The sequence below is a fragment of the Rhizobium sp. NZLR1b genome (assembly GCF_019685155.1).
Taxonomy (GTDB): domain Bacteria; phylum Pseudomonadota; class Alphaproteobacteria; order Rhizobiales; family Rhizobiaceae; genus Rhizobium.
In genome coordinates, this window is the sequence record NZ_JABDWC010000018.1 from 67,592 (window position 1) to 87,437 (window position 19,846).

Genomic DNA, 19,846 nt, shown 5'->3' on the forward strand with positions numbered 1-19,846 from the left:
GCAGCGGTTTTGCGAGAACGGGATGCCTGAAAACAAGAGGCTTACGATGGCCGGATTCCCGGCAGCTTAGCGACCTCGGCGGCCAGAAAGTCGACGAGGAGTCGAACGCGGGCAATGGCTGCACGCTCCGGAACTATCAGCAAGCTTACAGGAACCGGCGAAGGCCGATAGTCGCCAAGCACGACCTCTAGCCGGCCGTCTTCCAGAAGATCGTGAACCAGCCAGAGATGTGTGGGACCAATGCCGCGGCCGGCGGCAAGGGCTTCGCGCGCCGCAAGCCCGTGATCGACGCGCAAACGGCCGCTGACCGGGACCATCAGGCTGGCGCCATCGGGAGAGGAAAGAAGGAGCTGATTGCTGCCTGCCACGTTGGACATCACAACGGTTTCGTGGCGCGACAGATCGGCCGGGCGCTGCGGCCGTCCGCGGACAGAAAAATAAGCCGGAGCGCCGACCAGCAGCCGCTGGCTCTCTCCGAGCGCATGAAGCTTCATCGAGCTGTCGGCGAGAGGTCCAAGACGGAGCGCCACGTCGACGCCTTCGCGAACCAGGTCGATACGCTCGTCCGTCAGGTTGAGGTCGACGCGGATATCCGGGTGCCTGTCCTGAAAGTCAAAGATCATTCGCGTGACATGCATTACGCCAAGTGCTGCGGTACAGGAAAGGCGAACTGCGCCAGCAGGGGCTTGACGGGCATCTCTGGCTTCTTCAGCAGCCTGTTCGACCAGGCGCAATATCTGAAGGCAGTTGGTATAGTAGCGACTACCTTCTTCCGTAAGGGTGACGCGACGCGTGGTTCGGCTGAGAAGAGGCACACCGACAGCCTCCTCAAGTTCATTGAGGTGCCGCGTCACGGTGGATTGGCCGACGCCCAGTTCCTTTGCGACCATCGACAGGTTGCTGCGCTCGGCGACGCGAATAAAGGTGCGCATTCTGTCAAAAGACAGTCCCGCCTTATCCATTTTTCAGCACAGTGATTGTCATTTCACCCATATACGGAATAATCTTGACTATGCCCAGTCCAAGCTTCCGCAAGGCTAGGCTCCACGTCTATTGTCGGTGTGTCTGACCAGATTACCGCGTCGAACCCCGCGGAATAATGGTAAAGCCCAAGTCAGCCTTGTCTTCATCAGCTGGCTCGCCGCGGACGGCGCGCAGCAGCATGTCGGCGACGCGGTAGCCGATATCGTAGCGCGGTATGTGCACCGTCGTCAGCGACGGCTCGGTGAAGGCCGAAAATTCCAGATCGTTGAAGCCGCAGATGCCGACATCCTCCGGCACGCGGATGCCGCGCACGGCGCATTCGATGAGAACGCCAAGCGCCAGTTCGTCGCTCTGGGCAAAGACCGCATCGATATCCGGCACGCGCTGCAACAGCGTGGAAAACAACTCCCTGCCGAGGCCGGTGCGACTTGGCGCATCGCCGCCGATAATGAGATCGGGGTCGAAACGCCCGGCTTCCCGCATCGCAGCCTCATAGCCTTCGATGCGGCGGCGCGAGCGGACATCCGCGCCGCGGCCCATGAAAGCGATCCTGTTATAGCCCTTCGACAGCAGGAAACGGGTGGGTTCGGCGCCGGCCGCATAGTGATCGAGGCCGACGACCAGGGTTTGCGGCTCCTGGCTGAGATCGGCGATATGGGCGATGGGACAGGCAGCACGCTCGATCAGCGGCAAAAGATCACGATAGGATTCGGCGCCGGCGATGATGACGCCGGCCGGCTTCTGCGTCAGGAAAGATTTCAGCAGGCCGGCCTCCCCCTCGCCATGGTTCAGCGTATTGGAATATTGCACGGTGAACTCGGTGCCGCGGAAGCGATCCTCCATACCGGTCATCAGGCCAGTGAAGCCGTATTGATGCAAGGCGGGCGTGATGACGCCGACGCTGCCGTTGTGGCGGCCGGCCAGCGCCCGGGCGGCAAGATTGGGGATATAACCCATCTCGTCGACCGTGCGCAGGATCACCTCGCGCAGATCCTCCGAGACGATCTCAGGATTACGAAGCGCGCGCGAGATGGTGATCGGGCTGACGCCCACCTTCTTCGCCACATCGCTCAACGTCACATGCGCGCCGCGCTTGCCGTTGCGCCCCCGCTCCACTGCCTTGCCCATCGCCCCTCATATGCTGCCGCGAAACCCGCCGATTCGCAGTCTATACTTTCTGCAGAAGAAATAATTTAGAGTCTACTAACATTTTATATTCGCAACAAGTTTCGGGCAGACAATTTCCAGAAACAGCAGCATGATCATCTGTCGGCAAAATTACGGGCGCATGCGGCGATCGGATCAACGGATTCGGGAATAAGTCCATTTATTTTCGAATGAAAATCGCTGGGGAGAACGCGCTGCGAAGCCAAACCTCGGCCGGAAGACCCAGCGTGTGGCACCCGGTTCAAAAACCGTCGGCACAAAGATTAAATTCCAGTAATGTCTTACAAATCGGCAATATAAACATGATCAATATTTAATTTGTAAATCCGCCGGCCGCGATCATATGAATCCCGAGCGCGAATTCTTCGATTGTCCCGGTCGCCACCCCAACGACTGCGCTGCGATCGGAGGCATTGGCGCCAAACGCCATCCGACGCCAGGTCCCAAGACGTGGAACCACGACGCCATCCAAAGCCAACACTCTCGCAAGGGACCATCACCATGTCACACATCTTAAGCAAACACCGCGCTGCAGCGCTGGTCGGGGCGGCCATCATCGCCGGCGCGGCCTGTCTGCCCTTCACCATCAACGGCTCGAACGCCATTGCCGCGCCAGCCGATAGCGGCGGCGTCTTGGCCGCGAGCGGCTCCTTCGCGTCCATCGTCGATGCCGACAAACCTGCCGTCGTCACCATCACCACGACAATGAAGGCGACCGACGTCAGCGCCGACCAACAGGACTCGCCGATGGACGAGCAGTTCCGCCAGTTCTTCGAGGATCAAGGCATCCCGCTGCCGCACCAGGCACCGAAAAACCGGCCTTCCCAGCAGGCGATGGCGCTCGGCTCCGGCTTCATCATCAGCCCGGACGGCGTGATCGTCACCAACAACCATGTCATCGACAATGCCATCGACATCAAGGTGACGCTGGACGACGGCACGGAACTGCCGGCCAAGCTGATCGGCACCGACCCGAAATCCGATGTCGCCGTCTTGAAGATCGAGGCGCCCAGGCCCCTGCAGACGATTGCCTGGGGCGATTCCGACCAGTTGAAGCTCGGCGACCAGATCCTGGCGATCGGCAACCCCTTCGGCATCGGCACGACGGTGACGGCAGGCATCGTCTCGGCGCGCGGCCGCGACCTGCACAGCGGGCCCTATGACGATTTCATCCAGATCGATGCGCCGATCAACCATGGCAATTCCGGCGGACCGCTCGTCGACCGCAGCGGCAATGTCGTCGGCATCAACACTGCGATCTATTCGCCGAACGGCGGCAGCGTCGGCGTCGGCTTCGCCATCCCCTCGGATGAAGCCAAGGCGATCGTCGCCAAGCTGCAGAAAAACGGCTCGATCGATCACGGCTATCTCGGCGTGCAGATCCAGCCGGTGACGAAAGACGTCGCCGATGCCGTCGGCCTCGACAAGACAGGCGGGGCGCTGGTTGCCGCCGTTACCGCCGATACGCCGGCGGCGCAGGCCGGCGTTAAGCCGGGCGATATCGTCACCTCGGTCGGCGGCGAGACCGTCAAGACGCCGAAGGATCTGTCGCGGCTGGTGGCCGACCTTTCGCCGGGCGCCAAAAAATCCCTTGGCATCTGGCGCGACGGCAAGACGATCGATCTCAACGTCACTGTCGGCGGCAATGAGGACGGCCAGAAGCAGGCTGCGGCCGAAAGCTCGGACAACAAGGGCGAGAGCAGCGGCCAGCCGAGCCTCGGGATCGGACTTGCCGACCTGACAGTCGACATGCGCCAGCAGCTCAACCTGCCGCGCGCCGTCAGCGGCGCGGTGGTCGCCAGCGTCGATCCCGACAAGTCGGCCGCTGCCGCCGGCATCCAGTCGGGCGATGTCATCGTCTCGGTCAACGATAAGCTGGTTCACAACAGCCGCGACGTCAAGGCCGCGATTGCCGACGCCGGCAAGGCCGGCCGCAAATCGGTGCTGCTGCTCGTCGAACGCGACGGTATCAAGACTTTTGTCGCCGTGCCATTTGCCGCGGTCTGAAGGCCGCGTCTGGTAGCAAGACCTTCGTCGCCGTGCCGTTCAGCGCGGCCTGAGGGCTCAAGTTGAAGGTTGAAAGGAGAAGCCCGTGAGAGCGGGCTTTCGACCGACCGGCGTGGTGGCGTTCGAACCGTGTTCGGCTTGGTCGGCGAAGACATGGATGCGTACCTGCAGAATGCGGTCGCTCTCGCCCTACGTCTGCTCAGGGAGATTTCCGCTTCGCCCTCTTTGTCTGACTGCCGTGGTTGCCTCTTTGACGGTTTGCCTCCTGCTGATTTATCGCATCGGATTGGCTGCGTTGGGCGGCCTCCAATTGCTGCCTCGTCGGGAGATCATGCTCGTAGGTGGGCGCGCTGAATGCCGTGGCGTTGTCGAACGGACCTTTGTGTGTCCGCGCCACACCATAGGCTTGGTTAGCACCCCTATCGATCCCGTGCTCGGCCGACGGTGAGCGGGCGTGACGAGCCTGTGTGATCAGATCGTCGGCAGTCGGGCTTGACGTTGCGCTCTTCTGCGCCGAAGCGATGATCGCGCGTTTCCCGGCGTCGTCCTTTTGATCGGCGCGGTTCCGGGACATGTTTTCATCCTTTTTCGTCGTGTCACATCAGATCGCGATGCATGCCGTTCAGACGCGTGTAGCCGTTCAGGAAAAACGACACGCCTAACTACGAACATGAATCAGGTTCGATGCGGCGATTTAGAAGCGATAATTCTGCCCTGTCGCGTTCGGCGGCCTTCACCGATCATCGTTCAGGCAGCCTGGTTTTTGGAAAGCGATAACCGACCGGCCGTCGCGATGCGTTGGCACGCCGGGGCGCCGTATACCGGCCAATCCGATAGGCCTTCTCCGGAGCGCCGCCGTCATCCTGCCATCTTGCAAAAGACGCGTCTTCGATCGCCTGAGGACGCGGGTTCGAACTCAACTGGGTTGCAAGATACATTCTCAAAGCCGATCTCAGCGCGGCCTCATCGACGATGCCTATTTGGAAACAATGAATGAGGAAACTCGTCGCGCTGATCTCGCTGATATCGATCGCGTAAGTTTCGCCGCCACGGAAACCGGCCTTTCGAAGAATGCGCTCCAGCATTCTCAAATTGGTGACATCGAAAAACGGATCAGATGGGGAAGACATTGTGTCCTCCTTCATTGGGGCTAGGGTTCACGTGCGCGCCCCAAGCGACGGTGCCCTTATCGTGCCCGCCGATCGCTCAGCTTGCGCTCTTTGCCACCTGGCCGCAACCTCATTCGCCGGCAGCCATTGATAATGCCGTCGCAAAACCCATTTAGAGGGGGGAGGATACGCATCATGCAGTTCAACGGTGAAGCGACCCTCACAAGGCCGTCGGCATTGGCGGTTTCCGAAAGGCGAGCGCTTTTAGATCACCTCAGTGAGGCGATCGGTCGCCTGGCTTACGGGCTGGCGGCTGATGGATTGCTCGACCTTGTGCCGTCTCTGCTTGAGATAAACAGCGTTCTCCGCGACATGACGGATGAAATTTCCCGTGCGGACCCTGTTTATTCCGACGAGGTCATCGCGAACACGGTACGCTTGATCAAGACGTCCGAGGCCTTGCTTGAGAACAGGGTCATCGTGCAGACCATCCATTAAGATCGGTCGGCCATTGAGATCGGTCGGCCATTGAGATCGGTCGGCGTCGGACATGCCGACAGGCTTTGGCATCAAGCTCCTCGTTCTCTACGTGCATCCAGTTCATCGCCGGCTCCGAGTCAACGGCCCGCGCCCACCTCCAAGGATCGACCGCCATGGCACTTATCTTTCCAAATAGAAGCCGGAGCTTCGACGAAGTGCGAAAAGGCGTGCGTTTCACCGGCTATGACGGCATGTTCGAGGTCCGGTTTCTGGTCGAAGAAGGCGCACTCGGCAGTACTATCACGCAGAGTTCGTCCGAGGCCGCATACCTTAATGCCTTCGATGCCGCCCGTTCTTCCATTCAGGAGGCCGCATCGAGAGCCTATCAGCATCGACGCGGAAACAACTTCACGCTCAAGGCCGAAGATTTTCGCTAGAGTATTTCCGTTTTTCTCAGGAATCACGGAAATGCGGGGGAGCTAAGAATATGGTTTCGACACGATACCGGCCGAAAGACCTCAAGCTTGCACGTTGTCATATCGTGAAGGCCGCGCGCCGCATTGCCCATCAGGAAATGGTGATCGGGAGACTACTGGTCAAAGGCAGCCCCTCGGGATTAGCCTACGAGCTGTTGGGCAGGCTCTACGACGATCAGCGGCAAAAACTCGATCGCCTGAAACTGATCGAAGCGATGGTTGAGGTAAAAGCACAATCCTCTATGGGCGCGCCCCATCCTCGCGGCGCGCTCGCGCCGCGCTTGGCGATTGTGCGCAGCGGCGTGATCTCTCTGCCTGACCGGGAATCGGCCACGCCTTGTCGCGCAGACGTTTGGCACCCATATTTGGTGTAGTGGCAGTTTGTGAACGAGCACTGCTTCAGTGGTCGTTAGAGTTCCCCGGCCCCAAAGGAGGGCATCATGTCAGCCACGGTAAACATCCATTCGTGGAAAAGCCTGGTCCAGCATGTCGGCAAGTTCCGCTATATCGACTTTCTGGTGAAATTGACGCCGGCGATCAGCGTGGCTTTTATCGTCTATGTCGTCTTCAAGGATGTGTTCTGGTAGGCGCTGGAACACCGTGGACCACGGCCAAGACGCGCCTCGCTGTGCTTGTCAAACGAGGGTCTGTAACGCTGACGACGGAACTGGACAACGCAAATGCAATTGCGAGAAATGGGTGAACAAGATTGCCTCGCCTTTCTGGCAAGCCACACCCGTGGGCACCTGGCATGTCTGGGCGACAAATATCCCTATATCGTTCCCATTCATTATGCGTATGAAAAGGACCGGCTTTTTATATTTTCCATGCCGGGCCTGAAGGTTGATCTATTGCGGGCCAATTCACCCGCCTGTGTTCAGGTTGAAGAATTCAGCGAAAACCGAACGTGGAAGAGCGTGCTTGTTCAGGGTACCTCTGATGAGCTGACCGATACGCCGGCCCGGCATGACGAGCGCATCCACGCCTGGTCCCTTCTGCAAAAGCAACCGTTTTGGTGGGAACCCGGATCGCTTGCCTTAAACTCGGAAAGCGAAGACCGTCCTGCTCCCTCCATATTCTTCGGCATTTCGATTGATATGGTATCTGGGAGGCAAGTGGTTTAAGGTGCGGCCTTCAGACCTGCCGTGCCCCCTCGATTCGCAGGGCGGCGTTGCTGCACCATATATGGAACTCCAGACAGACACGGCTAAGCGCTGTCCGATACCAGCCTTCCCATAGGGGCGCGGATTGCTTGATGCTTTTTACCAACGCGGTTGCTGAGCCAGCATCGCGTTTAATGGCACGCGACCACCGATAGGGAAAACCATGAACCAGGCACCCGAGAACGAAACTCTTTTCAACATCACCGGACACTTCGTACAGGAACTGAAGGCCGTTCTTCAAAGCGAGAGCATCGTCGAAGGCTCCGACTACGAAAACAGCGCCTTCGACGAAAAACGACGGGCGGAAGGGCTTCACCTGCTGCGCTTCCACAAGACCGGCACCGCAGCTCAGGCAACCCAGATCTGGGAAAAACATACGACAGCCCGGTCTCATCGATAATCCGGAACGAAGCCCATCCGGCTGACGTTGACGTGATGCCGGCTCTCAAATCCTGATGAGACGATGCAGCTGGCGCGTCCTGACGTGACGCGCCACTCGGCTCTACATTTCCATGAAAGGAAAAATCATGACCAATGACAAAACGAAAAACGCGGCCGCGACCGACGGACCCTACGACGTCATCTACTTCGCGAAGAAACACCGTATTTCCAACGAGGATGCCAAAGACATCATCGAAAAATACGGCGCCAATCGCAAAGAGGCTGATAAGGCCGGCCGCCGCATCAGCGCCTGAAGCAGGATAGGACTTGCCGGCGTGGAACTCTAACAGCTCCCCGCATCTGCTTGCGAGGCCACGATGCAACATCAGCGGACGAATTAACCCTACTGGCTTACCTTAATATCAGCATACGCTTGAATACGTCAGGCCCTGTGCCATCGTATCCTCAGGGTAACGTTTCTTATTCCTGAAGCAGTTCGCCGGAACCGTGGCCTGCCTCTTAGCGAAGAGGCAGCTTCCACGCATAGGGGCCGGGCAACATCAAATGGAGGGTATGCAATGAATAACGTCTTAGAATTTCGTGCAAAATCCCCGCATGTCGAAAGTCTGTCCGACTGCCGGGAGGCGCTTGAATCGGCGGTGATGAAAATCGTCAGTGACGCGGTCTGCAAGGGATATCAGCCGGCAGAAGCCGCCATGGTGGTCGCCGATATCGCCGACGACTACATCCTCATGCTGTCGCGCCAGCTGCAGCATTGATCTGCTTGCAAGGCTCGCGCCTTGTCTGCACGAGCGGTTGACGGGCCGAGATCGTTGCCGTTCATCGCCAGGAAGCAGAGCGCTTCCGCCATATAAGATGGGTGAGTGGACCGCGCAGCGACTGCAGGGGTAGCAGTTGGTACAGGAGACGAGACCTGCTACGCGGTCCGTCGGCCACAACGCCAGTCTTTGTCGGAAGTTCCGCAGGGAACGGCACCGCAAATAGGCCCGCGTGCGGGAACATCCGCTGGAGGAACAAGTCACAATTGTTCCCGTCATGTTCCAATCGTTAGACTTGTGTGCTTCGACCCCGGGGGAAGACAGAGAACTTCATCACAAGCCAGCAAAAACCCCGCCGGAGCGGGGTTTTGAGCGAGTCGGAGTGGGTCGGCAGCGTTATCGGCGACCTGGGAAGCCCGCTAGCGGGATTTCTCTCCCTCGCCTCTGGGGCTCGTTGCTCCGTTCTCTCACTCTTTGAATCATCGTCGTAATGCGGCGTGAAAGAGTGACAGGTCGTTGAAGCGTCGCTAGCGCCACCGCGGCTGCCGCGGCGGAGCGTTGGCCTGGATCTCGTGCAGCGGCGCGCGGGATCCGAGAAGCTTCTTCAGCTTCTTCTCCTCCGCCGGACCGATACCGAACTTGCGGCAATGCTCGGCGACATCATGCTCTCGCGGACCGGGAATGCGAACTTGGCGATGGTTCATGCTCTTCATGACTATTTCCTCCTGAGAGGAAAACCACCACGGAACAGATTTGTTCGTTAGCAAAGTCTAGAATTTGTTTTACTTGCTCCGTTGTCGTCAACAAAATGGCAGCAGCACGGAATACGTGAGCAATTGCTCAACTGATCTTCAACCAATGCCTTAACGCTGCCACCGCGCCGTCGCTGGCATAGGCAATCATCCCCCCGATCGTCAGCCCGGCAAAGGCGATCAGCCCCGATATCCCGTACCCGATCGATTTCATCCGTTTCCATTCTTCCAGCGCCGGCGCCACCGCCTCCTGGTTCTTCTCGACGGTCCCCTTGAGGCTCTTGATCTCCTCGCGGATCTGCGCGTCGACACCGCCGCTGATCGCCACCCTGGTATCGAGATTTGCGATCTGCCTTGCCTGGTTGTCGAGCCGCGTATGGATCACGGCGCGGCTATCGTGGGCATTGGCCTTTTCATCGCTGACCTCATTGCGCAGAAGTGCCACGTTTTCCTCGATGCCGGTCAGCCTTCCCTCGACGCGCCCGAGAGCGCGGAGAATATCGTCATTGGATGTCATCTCTGTAACCGCTCGCTATGCCTTAGGGATAAAATTTCAGCTTTTCGGATTGGGGAATGCCGCCGGCGATACGGTCGATTACGGCGCCATAGGGATGAACGCCATCCGGCGTGACGCTCGGGCGGACAATGGAGCCGACCGGCAGCACCGTGGCGCGCGGGATCGAGATCGTGATCGTGTTGCCGGAGATGCTGCCGATCGATGTCGTTGACAGGCGGGCAATGCCATCCGGTCCGGCATAGGTGTTGATCTCTTGTTCCGGCCCGAAAATGCTGGCATCCGCAACCTCGATCGTCGTGTAGTTCGCGACACCGTCCGTTCCCGCCTGCACCGTCACCGTGGTGCTCGGCAGCTCCAGCATACCAGGCCAGACGCCATCCCGGACGCCGGAAACCCATGCCGCATAGGTGTCGATCGCATCGTCGCAGCAGCCGCTCGTCTTGGCGAGAATGTCGTTGCGAAGGCGCCATTTGCCGGAGGCATCCGTGCCGTCCGCCGGCCAGCTGTTGTTGGCCGAGACGTTTTGATACTCGGCTCTCGCATAAAGGTCGTTGGCGCTGATCGAGCCCGTTGCCGGCGACGTCGCCGATCCGGCGAAATTATAGGTGAAGGTGGTCGGCCCGGTGACCGTGATCACCACATTGCCGTTGTACTCCGTCTGCACAGCGCCGGAGATCGAAACCGTCTGGCCGGTCGCCAGGCCACTGATGCCGGATGCGATCGTTGCGGTTACCACTGTGCCGACCGACGTCAAGGTCACCGTACGGGTGGAAACGGTGCGGCCGAGCGGCGGGAAGGCGACGATCCTGACGCCGGGATAGCGCGCCCGAAGCCTTGTGATCAGGCTTCTGTAGTTGGTGGTGAAGAAGACGGCGTAGGTGGCTGCAGTGTCGTTCTGGCCCATCTGGTTGGCAATGATGGTGAACGGCTTCTTGCCGCTGTTGAAGGTGGCGATCTCATCGAGAATGGCCCAGCGCCGGGTCGCGATCGCCGCACCGGTGCCGGTAAGCTCGCGCACGGAGCCCGATCCCGGCATGCCGATCATCAAAAAGGGAATGCGGCCGATGCCGCCGTTCCTGTCGAGCCAGCGGCGAAACCAGCCGAGATTGCCGCGCGCGTCGGCAGCCGCGGAAAACTGCTGGCGCGCCTCACCCAGACTGTCGACGACAGCAAGCGCGACCGGCCTTCCATCCCAATCGCCCTTGGCGACCATGAAGTCGGGGCCGTAATATTGCGGCTGCGCCTGCGTGGCGTAATTGGTATCGAGTGCCGCCGTGCTGTCGGCAAGCGGGGTATCCTTGAAGGCCAGGAGGGTGGCGAGATCGCCGGCGCCCCAGACGCGCTCGCCGCGATGCTTCTGGATGCGGTAGACGGGCCAGATCTTGTCGCCGACGGCGGTATGATAGAATAGCCAGATTTCGATTTCGCTTTCCGGGTCGACATCGGGAATCGTCAGCTCATCGGTCCAGGCGCCGTTCGTCTGGTCGGCAACCGTCAGCGTGTTCAGACCGGCGAAGGTGCATTGGTAAAAGACACCGGCGACCCGGATGAACATCGCATCGGCGACCACAGAATTGCCTGGCGTGCCGATCGTGCCGGTGACGACCGTCTCCTGCGGCGCGTTGCCGCCTTCCGTCGAGGCGAAGCCGGACAAGTGGAAACGGAAGGTTCTGGTCTTATATTGCGGCGTGTTGACGACGATCTTGCTGCACACGTAATTCGTGCCGGATGCGGCGGTGACGATCGTGCCCGACGGCATGCGATTGCGGGTTGCGAAGAACATGTAGCGATCGGGGTCTGCGCTGCCCCCGCCCCCGCCACTCAGCATCGGATTAACAAGGGCAAGCGAAATGGCATTCATCATCGGCGTGTTCCAAATCTGCTGGTGAGGTCGTCATAGAAGCGAATGGTGCGGCCCTGGCGGGCATTGGCGCGGTCGAGCGCCTGGCGCTCGCGGGCGAGGATGGCGATGACCGGCTCGCCTTCCACAACAGGCGCATGCGCCTCCTGTCTGCGGAGATCATCGGGCAAGGGCGGCAGCGCGATGCCGGCCGCCGCCTGCCCCTTGATCACCGCCGCCTTGTTCAGCCGCTCAGTGGCGGAGCAGCCACTGACGATCAACAGCAGTGACAGCGCAAGCGCGGTTCTTTTCCGAAAGCTGAAGCTCATAGGATTGGATCTCGATTTCGAGTGTGTCTCTGGCCGCCTGCTCTGACGCTTCGGCGGCTGCCAGGCGCTTGCGGTGCTCTTCGGTGGCCTCGGCAGCGGCGTCACGCTGCCGCTCCATCTCGGCGGCTCTCGCATCGGCTGCCCCCTTTTCGGCCAGCATGATATAGCCGGCCCGCGCCTGCCTTGCCGCCGAGGGATAGCCGATCGAAACGGCATAGAGGTGATAGAGCATCAGGCCGGCGGCGATGCCGGCGCCCATCTTGAGCGTGTCGAGCAGGGAGAACATCAGATGCCCTCCAGGCAGAATTGGCGTTCCTTCTGCCGGCGCCGCGTCAGGCCGGGAAAGGTGATGCCGGAGGCGCGGTTCCACTTCAAAAGCGCCTCGCAGCCCTCAGCCGCCCTGCCCTGGTTGATCAGCTTGACCGCGCTCGAGCCGCAAGCCGCCTTGACGCCGACATTATAGGCAAACGAGGTCAGCGCCACGAAACGGGCATCCGGCAGCGGCACGCGCACACAGCTTTCGACGCCGCTCGCATAGGTCTTGAGCTCCAGCGCCAGCAGCGCCTTGCACTGCTCCACCGTCTTGTGATCGCCGGGTTTGACGCCATTGGTGCTGCCATAGCAGATCGTCCATGGCTGTCCCTGTGTCGCCGGATCGGGATAGGCATTCTGGCGCAGCCCCTCGAACGAGCCGACAAGCGCCACAGCCATGGCCGCGGCGGCACTACCCTTCTGCAGGCGGTTTGCCATTCAATTCTCCTGAGATTTTCTGCTGGACGAAGATGCGGGCAACGATCGCCGCAACGGCGAAAAGCCCCGTTGCCGCCGACATGGCGAGCTGGATGTAGAGGTTGCGCGACACCCAGGTTGCGGCGACGAAATTGATGACGGGCTCAAGCACGATGAAGAGCAGCGCCAGCGCCATCAGGCGGACGGACCAGGCGTGCTTGATCACCGCGCGCCAGTTATGGACGAGCATGGGGTGGGCTCCGGGGTGTGTGAGAATGTGGAAAAGCACCCGGCTCCGGGGTGGAGACGACTGCGAGTTGAGATTTCAACGATGTGGGTTCGTGCTCCGTCCAACGTCAAAGGACACTAGAGCGAGTATATTGAACGCGGAATCGGCTTGAGGATTCCGTTGCCTCCGTTGGTGATTTCGTCGGAGAATATGACCCCGCCTTAGGCGATGATCTTCGCAGCCGCGTTCTGGCTGCGTCGCACGATGCATGTCAGTGTGATCGGACGAGCCGTGCCTGACGGCTATTCACGATATTTTACAACCCTTGCTGGCGAACCGACAGCGACCCCATATTCCGGGATGTCGCTTATTACAACTGCGTTCGCTCCAATCACGGCGCCATTGCCGATTTTGACATTCACCAGGATCTTGGCTCCGGCCCCTATCCACACATCATTACCGATCTCAACTGTACCGATCTCAGCCTTCTGAAGCCTGATTGGCGTATCACGCCTCATGCCGTGGCCGTGGTCGATGATCTGGACATCAGAGCCGATCAGGACATCATTCCCGATTGATATCCGGTTCTTCGCCGTGATGATGTTGCGCCGGCCGATTACGGTGTTGTTGCCGATGAAGACTTTGGGCTCTGGCATTGTAAGTTGAAAGAACGACTGATCTTGGATGGTGACGTTGTCGCCGACCTCAAGGACGGCATGACTAACTAGGCGGAACTCAGCGCTGCGTTTCACCACGAGATTTTTTCCGGCAGCGGTGAAGTAGCGAAAGCGCTTATAAGCAGTGACGAGCCTCTGAATTAGGCCGCCTCGATTTCGATATGATGCCTTGTCGACCTGTGCCATTTCTACTCCTGGCGTGATGGCAGCATGTCAAACACAGGTGTGGAGCTTATTCAAGAGCCCCTTCCGCAATGAAAATGGAAGCCATCGGTCCAGATCCAGATACTGCCGGTAGAGCCGCCCAATGTCATGCGAATTTGCCGACTTGTATTTGTCCATATCTCCTGCGATCCCACTGCGAAACCGCTTGCTACCTGGATAGTGCCGACGTTGGCGCCATCGCTGCCGGCGCCGGCAACAAGCGCACCTTGTGCAGGGTCAGATAGCAGAGCTGCGTTAGTCGTTGCCGACGATGTGAACTCGAAACGCAGCTTCGCTTTGACTTTCACCCCATTTGGCATTGTCAGCGCCAGAAGCGTCGAAGTCGTAGAGATAGCAACGTTGACAGCGTCCTTGACGGGCGTAACGAAAGTGTATTCGTCACGCGGGTACATCACGAATTGCCGGATGAGCGAGCTGGCATCGGTCAGCACCACGCCGATGCATTTGACGATGCTATAGCCGATGAGCAGCGTTGTGGTGACGCCGCCGATGGTTGCCGAGGTCGAGAGAACAATGTCGAAAGACAGGTCTGCGTCCTTGCGCAGGGCATAGGCAAAGTAGGTCGCGTTCGCTGCAATGGCGCCCGCGTCAAGGCCGCCAGCACCGGTGCCGGCCGCAAATGTTCCCGTCACTCGCTTCGTCAATGACGTTGCGCTGGAAACGAAGCTCGATCCCGTCCTGGCAGATCCTGCAGCAAAATCGATATGCGTATTCGGGCTGCCGACGTTGTTGGAAAGGGTGAGCCCGACAATGAAATCGCCGACCGCCGAACTGTCGGCTTTACTCTGGATCCTGGCGAAGAGCTTGTTGGTGAAGAAAGCGCCCCCGGAACAGATGATTTCGACGCTGTAACCGTCCTTGAGGATAAGCTTGGCCGCGCCGTCGATCGTCTCCGAACCGTTCGGATCGATCGTCACATCCCCGCCATCGGCCATGACGCAATAGTGCCAGTTTGCGCCGAGCGTTGCCGCTGCGGTCAGGGTGAGCGTGGCTGCCGCGGTAAAGCGATGGACGGCGTTGTCGTCGGATGCGAGCGCGGTGTAATCGCCTGACTTCACCGCATAGACCAGATCCTGATCGAACGCGACCTCAACGCCGTTCTGGGCAAAACCGAGCAGGCCACCGCCTTTCAGATAGAGGCCGGTCTGCGGGGTCGAGGCGAAGCCGACGCCCGGTGCGGAGAGGGTTCCGCCTGCGGCTTTGAGGGGCGCGATCATCGGCGCCGAACCGTCGCGCGGCAGAGAATTGGTGATTTCGTTGCCGAGGTCGGTGGTCAGCGCGTTCCACGGCGCCGGGTCGATGACCTGGCCAACGGAGGGTGTCGTGCCGGCGGGTTTGGAATAGACGCCGGTTGATGGGTTTCTGGGCATTCATCATCTCCAAAGAAAAAGGCCCCGCGGATGCGAGGCCATATGATGGGTTAGCAATGGCGGGTGCACGCGCCCCCGGATTTTGCGGGTCGATCAACCCAGCGACCGACAGCCTCGATCTGCCGTCTCAAGATCGCGGATTAACTCAGCGGTCTCCGCGAAGACGGGCACTTGAGTTCGCCCGTGGCAGTCGCGACGGCGCCCGTGGACTGCTGCCTTTGGTTCAGGGCCAATTGAGCCAGCCACGGCTTTGGTGATGCCATAAGCCTCAAAGCGCCCGCAGCGTTACATTTACCAGTTCAGCCAGATAATTTTTCAAGCCACTAGGCTCGATGAAGCGGTAATAGAGGTATCCAGATGCGACGGAAGCATCGTTCCATGATCTTTGCGTGGCTGTAATTTCCAGTTCCGCTTGTGGGCCGCTTAAATCAATATCTTTTGCGCTGGCCCAAGAATTGCAGAAAAAAGCGATTCGAGCGGGAAGATTGGAGTGGACGGGCCTAACGCCCGGCTTTGTATCAACGCCAAAAAACAAGATGTGGGCGGGCGTAAATGCCATCCTGGTTTGTCCGCCCCAAAGAATGCGGAATTTAGAGGTATAGTCAGCGAACCCATACTCCGAAACCTCGCCAGACAGCGGAAGCTTGTCGACTATCCAGTAAACCGAATAGGCAGACCACTCAGGATGATCAGCGAGATATTGAGAGACAGCCAGATCCTTCGCTGCCCGTGCTTGCCATGCCGCGTAACTCTCCCACCACCGGCCGATGAAGACGGTGAGAAGTGATACAAACACCACGATTGCAACCCTATGGCTTTGAAGGTTGGTCGATCTGAATTTGATAACTCGCCATATCCCGATACCCACCACGCTTATCGGCAGCGGCATAAGCATCGCGTTTCTCATCAACACGCCGGGTGCGGGGCTCTTGCCAACAAGTATATAAGGGACCGTCCCACACAGCAGTAAAAATATCCCAAAGCCGATAATTTTGAAACCGTCGCTAGAGCGTTCATTTAGCTGAGCGTTTCGAGCATCTCCCCTGTTCGCGAACACAAAGCACGCGACAAAAAGGATCGAACAGACCGCAGCTCCCAAGTAGAGATAAACATTCCAATCATAAACGCTCCTTGCCAAAGGAAAGATCGTGCCATTAAATATAAATCGATAGGAATTCTCCGCAATGCTTTCAACATTTAGGGTAAAGCCATTGTAGTTATCGTATAATCCGTACCTAGGGTAGAAAATTGCCTTACAAACCCAGTACACGAAGGGCAGAATGGTGAAATCCGCTCGTGCAAGGCAGAATGATGAAAATGTCGAGACCAATTCCCGCGCATTGCGAACTCGGCGCCCTGTCCTTCTCAGCCACACCGCATAAACGAGGACGAAACCAGCCGCATAGAGCACCAGCAAGGAATTCAGCGTGAATGCAATGAAGTAAATGCAAATTGCCAGTCCGCGGAGGAGATAGTGGCTCCTTCCGCGCATCCATTCGATTGACAGGAATAAATATGTAGCCAATAGAAAAAGGGCATAGGCATTAAAGTATATCGAATATGTAAAAATAACCGTGATCGTGGGGAGCGGCAACAACTGCGTGAATATTGCGAGCACCAAAGACTCGCGCTCCGAAAAATATCCAGACTTTGAAGCTAGGAGGTAGGAGAAGATCGCAATGAAGTAGACCCCGATTATGACAAAGGATTTTAAAAGCAAAACGTTCCCAACGAAGGCCATCGGCCAAACATAGTACGTAAATACCGGCACCCCTGCTGAAGAAAACATGTCCGCGATGGCGATCCAATCATTGTAGATCAATGTTGGAAATAAACCGGCATCCTCAGCAAATATTCCTTCATTGAAGAAGGCCATCCAGTGGGTCAAGAGAACAGCAATCGTCAGTAAAAGCAAACTATTCAGTTTCGGCCTAGCTTGAAGCTGATCACTCATTCTCATTTCCCGCGCTCTAGAAATTTCCGGATATCGAGCCTTTGCGGAGCGCCGTTCTAAATCAACCGCGGTCGTAAGCAAGCGCTAAATCACGCTGATTCCAGGCTGCGTGCGACTAGGAAATAGAAGACTTGTGGGTACCATAAATTGAGGTGGCGCCGCGACGAAACTATTGGTAGCGGGCCGCCCGTTAGTGCTGTATGCGGTCGACTTCACCCTCGACTTCCACTTGCGATCGATTCAAACGCAGGCCTTTTATGCTCAAACGTCCCGTCAAAAACGCTCTACCCAGTTCGGCTGTTGAAGCCGCAAGTCACTGGCGGATGCGTGAGAGGTTGTATAACTCATGGAGCAAAGCTGCGGCGGCGGCTCCTGCATATCAACGCCTGCAGATGCTTATAGCCTCGGCAATAAGCATTTTCCTCCTGATATTCTTGCTAAAGGCGGTGGATTGGGAGGAAGCCATCCGGATTTTTCGTAGCGGAATATCCGTCACATCGCTCCTTTGGTTTATGCTTGTTACCTTTGGTATCGCGGTAGGTTATGCGGTGCGGTGGCGCCTGTTGTTGGATGGCAAGATCGGTTACGGAACGTCCCTCATGGCCTCCCTACTCGGCTTGGGCGCCAACATGTTCCTTCCTGCGAGAGGTGGAGACCTCTTGCGTGTACATTACAGCCGAGTTGTCGCGACCGTCCCCTACGCAGACGCTCTTGGTAGGCTTCTGGTCGAAAAGATGGTTGACTTGGTGACGATCATTTCCGTCGGCATATTTTCTTTGGTTTTACTGAGCCATACATTGAATTCCGAGTACCGAAATGCTCTGTTGGTCATCATGGTTGGTGCAATAGTTGGGATATTTCTATCGGCAGTTCTGGTAAGGAATTTCGGCAATCGGCTTGTCCCGATATTGCGGCCCGTCTTCGGTCTCCTGCGACTGCAAGATTTCTTTGACCGTCACGTTATTCATTTTATCGGAAATTCCGCACGAAGCTTATCTCTGTCCGTGACCATCGTTCCGGCCTTTCTGACGCTGGTTTTGTGGCTTTCGGCATACGCCCTTGCGTATATCTTCGTCGCCCGGTTTGTCGGCGTCGAGCTGAGTTATCAAGAATCGTTATTCGTGTTGTTTGCCGGGGGATTGGGTCTGATGATCCCAGCTGCACCATCCGGAGTCGGCACCTTCCATGCATCCGTCGTTTCGGCATTCGTATTGCTAGGGCGTTCACCCTCAGAGGGGTTACTCCTGGCGACGGCCGTTCATTTTCTCTTTTTTGTGGTGTACGTCGTGCCTGCAGCCCTCATCCTGGGACATTGGCGCTTGAACCGCTTGGCGCCGAGGTAACTTATGCGGGACTATTTCTATTCTCAATTGAGAAAGTACATTGGCCTCTTTGTCTTGGGCCAGAATTCCGTGGTCGAGATCGATCCGACGACGCCTCTGCTGATTGGTAAATTTCCTCAGGGCAAGATAACGTTTCGCTCGATAACGCAACCGACTGAACCTGTGAAAGAGTTTGACGAGCACAAGGTCGTCAAGATCGAAGAAGTCGCTGACACCAAACCTGATTATCTGGTCATCAGCGGCCTCATCCATTACGAACGAGACATACAGAGCATGTTCGCTCAGGCACGTGCATTGTGTTCACCTGAGACACGCCTTGTTCTTACCTATTACAGCAGCATGTGGCGGCCGCTTGCAACTCTCGCATCTAAGCTCGGCCTGCGCCGGCGGGTTCCTGAATCGAATTGGCTTGCCCATGAAGACGTCGAGAATCTTCTGACGCTCGAAGACTTCGAATTAATACGACTGGACCAGAAGATTCTAATCCCGGTTTACATCCCACTTATCAGTGGCTTTGTTAACCGTTGCCTTGCTCCTCTTCCGCTTTTTCGAACTCTCTGCCTTCTCAACATCGCGATTGCGAGGCCGGTCGGCGATGCCGCATCGAAAACCGAGCCGTCGGTGTCAATTGTAGTTCCAGCGAGAAACGAGGCAGGAAATATCGAGGATATTGTCAAACGGTTGCCGGTTATGGGGCCGGATGATGAACTCATTTTTGTCGAAGGCAATTCAACCGACGCAACGTGGAAGGCGATCCAAGAAGCGCAACAGCGCTATGGCGGCGAACGCACCATCCTGATTGCCCAACAGGATGGTAAGGGTAAAGGCGACGCCGTCAGGAAGGGTTTTTCGCTGGCCACAAAGGAAGTCTTGATGATTCTTGACGCGGACATGACGGTCCCGCCCGAGGATTTGCCGAAATTCTACAACGCCATCAAGGATGGGAAAGGCGAGTTCATCAACGGAACTCGCTTGGTCTATCCCATGGAAAAGGAGGCGATGCGTTTCTTCAATCTCCTGGGCAACAAGTTTTTCGCATTGGCTTTCTCCTTCGTTCTTGGCCAGAGATACAAAGACACCCTATGCGGAACCAAGGTGATCAGCCGCTCCAATTATCTCAAACTTCAGGCAAACAGATCCTACTTCGGTGATTTCGATCCCTTTGGTGATTTCGACCTGATCTTCGGCGCCGCGCGGATGGGCCTTAAGATCGTCGAGGTTCCGATCGGTTATCGAGAAAGACTCTACGGTGAAACGAACATCTCGCGTTGGCGCCATGGTTCCATTCTGTTGGCTATGCTGGCTTTTGCGGCAAGACGAATAAAGTTTCTCTGA

Annotated in this window: 25 protein-coding genes; 11 read left to right on the plus strand and 14 right to left on the minus strand. The window is 57.7% G+C overall.

The features are described from left to right. Positions 1–41: 41 nt before the first annotated feature. Positions 42–962 (minus strand): LysR family transcriptional regulator, encoded by a 921-nt coding sequence (locus HJB84_RS23110; protein WP_221117029.1) that lies wholly within the window; start codon positions 960–962, stop codon positions 42–44. A gap of 112 nt (positions 963–1,074) precedes the next feature. Continuing rightward, positions 1,075–2,112, minus strand: coding sequence for a LacI family DNA-binding transcriptional regulator (locus HJB84_RS23115; protein WP_221117030.1), 1,038 nt, complete (start codon positions 2,110–2,112; stop codon positions 1,075–1,077). A 540-nt stretch (positions 2,113–2,652) separates the two neighbouring features. Between HJB84_RS23115 and HJB84_RS23120 the strand changes: the two genes are divergently transcribed. After that, complete coding sequence (locus tag HJB84_RS23120) at positions 2,653–4,158, plus strand: DegQ family serine endoprotease (protein WP_207583398.1); 1,506 nt, start codon at positions 2,653–2,655, stop codon at positions 4,156–4,158. 199 nt (positions 4,159–4,357) lie between these two features. Here the strand turns inward: HJB84_RS23120 and HJB84_RS23125 are convergent, their stop codons facing one another. Next, a complete protein-coding gene (locus HJB84_RS23125) occupies positions 4,358–4,732 on the minus strand; it encodes a hypothetical protein (protein WP_207583397.1) in 375 nt (124 codons plus the stop codon). A gap of 166 nt (positions 4,733–4,898) precedes the next feature. Next, positions 4,899–5,288, minus strand: a complete 390-nt coding sequence (locus HJB84_RS23130; RefSeq protein ID WP_207583396.1) for a hypothetical protein — start codon at positions 5,286–5,288, stop codon at positions 4,899–4,901. 174 nt (positions 5,289–5,462) lie between these two features. Here HJB84_RS23130 and HJB84_RS23135 point away from each other — a divergent pair, with 174 nt between their 5' ends. The 8 genes from HJB84_RS23135 to HJB84_RS23170 all read left to right on the plus strand — a co-directional run bounded on the left by HJB84_RS23135 (position 5,463) and on the right by HJB84_RS23170 (position 8,546). Beyond that, positions 5,463–5,765, plus strand: a complete 303-nt coding sequence (locus HJB84_RS23135) for a hypothetical protein (RefSeq protein ID WP_207583395.1) — start codon at positions 5,463–5,465, stop codon at positions 5,763–5,765. Positions 5,766–5,920: 155 nt separating this feature from the next. Then, positions 5,921–6,184, plus strand: coding sequence for a DUF1488 domain-containing protein (locus HJB84_RS23140; protein ID WP_164010733.1), 264 nt, complete (start codon positions 5,921–5,923; stop codon positions 6,182–6,184). A gap of 50 nt (positions 6,185–6,234) precedes the next feature. Beyond that, entirely contained in the window at positions 6,235–6,597 is a 363-nt protein-coding gene (locus HJB84_RS23145; protein WP_221117031.1) for a hypothetical protein, read from the plus strand. Positions 6,598–6,663: 66 nt separating this feature from the next. Further along, a complete protein-coding gene (locus HJB84_RS23150; protein ID WP_207583393.1) occupies positions 6,664–6,810 on the plus strand; it encodes a hypothetical protein in 147 nt (48 codons plus the stop codon). A gap of 93 nt (positions 6,811–6,903) precedes the next feature. Then, positions 6,904–7,347, plus strand: a complete 444-nt coding sequence (locus HJB84_RS23155) for a pyridoxamine 5'-phosphate oxidase family protein (RefSeq protein ID WP_207583392.1) — start codon at positions 6,904–6,906, stop codon at positions 7,345–7,347. Between the two features lie 202 nt (positions 7,348–7,549). After that, positions 7,550–7,786, plus strand: coding sequence for a hypothetical protein (locus HJB84_RS23160; RefSeq protein WP_207583391.1), 237 nt, complete (start codon positions 7,550–7,552; stop codon positions 7,784–7,786). Between the two features lie 127 nt (positions 7,787–7,913). Next, complete coding sequence (locus tag HJB84_RS23165) at positions 7,914–8,081, plus strand: hypothetical protein (protein ID WP_003587904.1); 168 nt, start codon at positions 7,914–7,916, stop codon at positions 8,079–8,081. A gap of 264 nt (positions 8,082–8,345) precedes the next feature. Then, a complete protein-coding gene (locus tag HJB84_RS23170) occupies positions 8,346–8,546 on the plus strand; it encodes a hypothetical protein (protein WP_207583390.1) in 201 nt (66 codons plus the stop codon). Positions 8,547–9,073: 527 nt separating this feature from the next. Here HJB84_RS23170 and HJB84_RS23175 read toward each other — a convergent pair. From HJB84_RS23175 to HJB84_RS23220, 10 genes are all read right to left on the minus strand, one after another. After that, the gene (locus HJB84_RS23175; RefSeq protein ID WP_207583389.1) at positions 9,074–9,259 is read right to left on the minus strand and encodes a hypothetical protein; all 186 of its coding nucleotides are present in this window, start codon (positions 9,257–9,259) and stop codon (positions 9,074–9,076) included. A gap of 127 nt (positions 9,260–9,386) precedes the next feature. Continuing rightward, on the minus strand, positions 9,387–9,815 hold the full coding sequence (locus tag HJB84_RS23180; protein ID WP_221117032.1) for a DUF1515 domain-containing protein: 429 nt from the start codon (positions 9,813–9,815) through the stop codon (positions 9,387–9,389). Between the two features lie 22 nt (positions 9,816–9,837). Beyond that, positions 9,838–11,679, minus strand: a complete 1,842-nt coding sequence (locus tag HJB84_RS23185) for a hypothetical protein (RefSeq protein WP_221117033.1) — start codon at positions 11,677–11,679, stop codon at positions 9,838–9,840. After that, positions 11,676–11,888, minus strand: a complete 213-nt coding sequence (locus tag HJB84_RS23190; RefSeq protein WP_221117065.1) for a hypothetical protein — start codon at positions 11,886–11,888, stop codon at positions 11,676–11,678. Before HJB84_RS23190 ends, HJB84_RS23185 begins: the two co-directional genes overlap by 4 nt. A 19-nt stretch (positions 11,889–11,907) precedes the next feature. Continuing rightward, positions 11,908–12,270, minus strand: coding sequence for a hypothetical protein (locus HJB84_RS23195; protein WP_221117034.1), 363 nt, complete (start codon positions 12,268–12,270; stop codon positions 11,908–11,910). Next, positions 12,270–12,734 carry a lysozyme gene (locus HJB84_RS23200; protein ID WP_221117035.1) on the minus strand — a complete coding sequence of 155 codons (465 nt, stop codon included), beginning with the start codon at positions 12,732–12,734 and terminating at the stop codon, positions 12,270–12,272. Before HJB84_RS23200 ends, HJB84_RS23195 begins: the two co-directional genes overlap by 1 nt. Beyond that, on the minus strand, positions 12,709–12,963 hold the full coding sequence (locus HJB84_RS23205) for a hypothetical protein (protein WP_003587918.1): 255 nt from the start codon (positions 12,961–12,963) through the stop codon (positions 12,709–12,711). The genes HJB84_RS23200 and HJB84_RS23205 overlap by 26 nt, the downstream gene beginning before the upstream one ends. Before the next feature lie 281 nt (positions 12,964–13,244). After that, positions 13,245–13,805 (minus strand): acyltransferase, encoded by a 561-nt coding sequence (locus HJB84_RS23210; RefSeq protein WP_221117036.1) that lies wholly within the window; start codon positions 13,803–13,805, stop codon positions 13,245–13,247. Positions 13,806–13,855: 50 nt separating this feature from the next. Then, positions 13,856–15,214 (minus strand): hypothetical protein, encoded by a 1,359-nt coding sequence (locus HJB84_RS23215; RefSeq protein ID WP_221117037.1) that lies wholly within the window; start codon positions 15,212–15,214, stop codon positions 13,856–13,858. Between the two features lie 268 nt (positions 15,215–15,482). Then, positions 15,483–17,168: a hypothetical protein gene (locus HJB84_RS23220; protein ID WP_221117038.1), complete on the minus strand. Its 1,686-nt coding sequence runs from the start codon at positions 17,166–17,168 to the stop codon at positions 15,483–15,485. 257 nt (positions 17,169–17,425) lie between these two features. Here HJB84_RS23220 and HJB84_RS23225 point away from each other — a divergent pair, with 257 nt between their 5' ends. Together HJB84_RS23225 and HJB84_RS23230 are read left to right on the plus strand one after the other, a co-directional pair. After that, entirely contained in the window at positions 17,426–18,511 is a 1,086-nt protein-coding gene (locus tag HJB84_RS23225) for a lysylphosphatidylglycerol synthase transmembrane domain-containing protein (RefSeq protein ID WP_246762732.1), read from the plus strand. Positions 18,512–18,514: 3 nt separating this feature from the next. Continuing rightward, positions 18,515–19,846, plus strand: a complete 1,332-nt coding sequence (locus tag HJB84_RS23230; RefSeq protein ID WP_207583385.1) for a glycosyltransferase family 2 protein — start codon at positions 18,515–18,517, stop codon at positions 19,844–19,846.